Origin of the sequence: Komagataeibacter diospyri, from assembly GCF_006538165.1 — a bacterium.
GTDB lineage: Bacteria > Pseudomonadota > Alphaproteobacteria > Acetobacterales > Acetobacteraceae > Komagataeibacter > Komagataeibacter diospyri.
The window spans coordinates 1-537 of record NZ_BDLU01000005.1 but is presented as its reverse complement, the minus strand read 5'-3'; the positions used below and the strand labels follow the sequence as shown (position 1 = coordinate 537).

Annotated in this window: 1 protein-coding gene; it reads right to left on the bottom strand. The window is 58.7% G+C overall.

Annotation, left to right across the window (positions count from 1 at the left end; translation table 11 throughout):
* Nucleotides 1–537, bottom strand: a 537-nt coding sequence (locus MSKU9_RS00740) for an IS3 family transposase (RefSeq protein WP_141259454.1), incomplete at both ends; no start/stop codon positions are given.

The window sequence follows — 537 nt, the reverse complement described above, 5'->3', positions numbered from 1 at the left end:
ACCCATTGATATACTGGAAGATGGCGCTCGTAGCCGGGCGACGGGTTGGCCAGTTCTGTCTCCAGAGCCGTTCCGCCTTCAGGCTTTTGAAAAACGTTTCGACAGCAGCGTTGTCAAAACGGTTTCCCTTTCCGGACATTGAAGCCGGCAGCCCATGGGCCAGCAACTTTTCCTGAAAATCATGAGAGCCGTACTGGCTGCCACGATCAGAGTAGAAAATGCAGCCGGGCGCCGGATCACGCAGCCGTACCGCCATGTCCAGGGCACGGATGGCCAGATCCTTTTTCATCCGGTCGCTGACAGCCCACCTGATCACGCGACGACTGAACAGATCGATGACGACCGCCAGATAGAGCCAGCCCCCGGCTGTCCAGATATGGCTGATATCTCCCGCCCATTTCCGGTTGGGCCTATCAGCAGGGAAGTCGCCATCCAGAAGGTTGGCCACAATGCCAGTCTGGTGGTGGCTGTCGGTCGTGACCTTGTGGCGACGGGTGCGCACGGGCCGGATTCCGTTGTCCTTCATCAGTCGGCCAA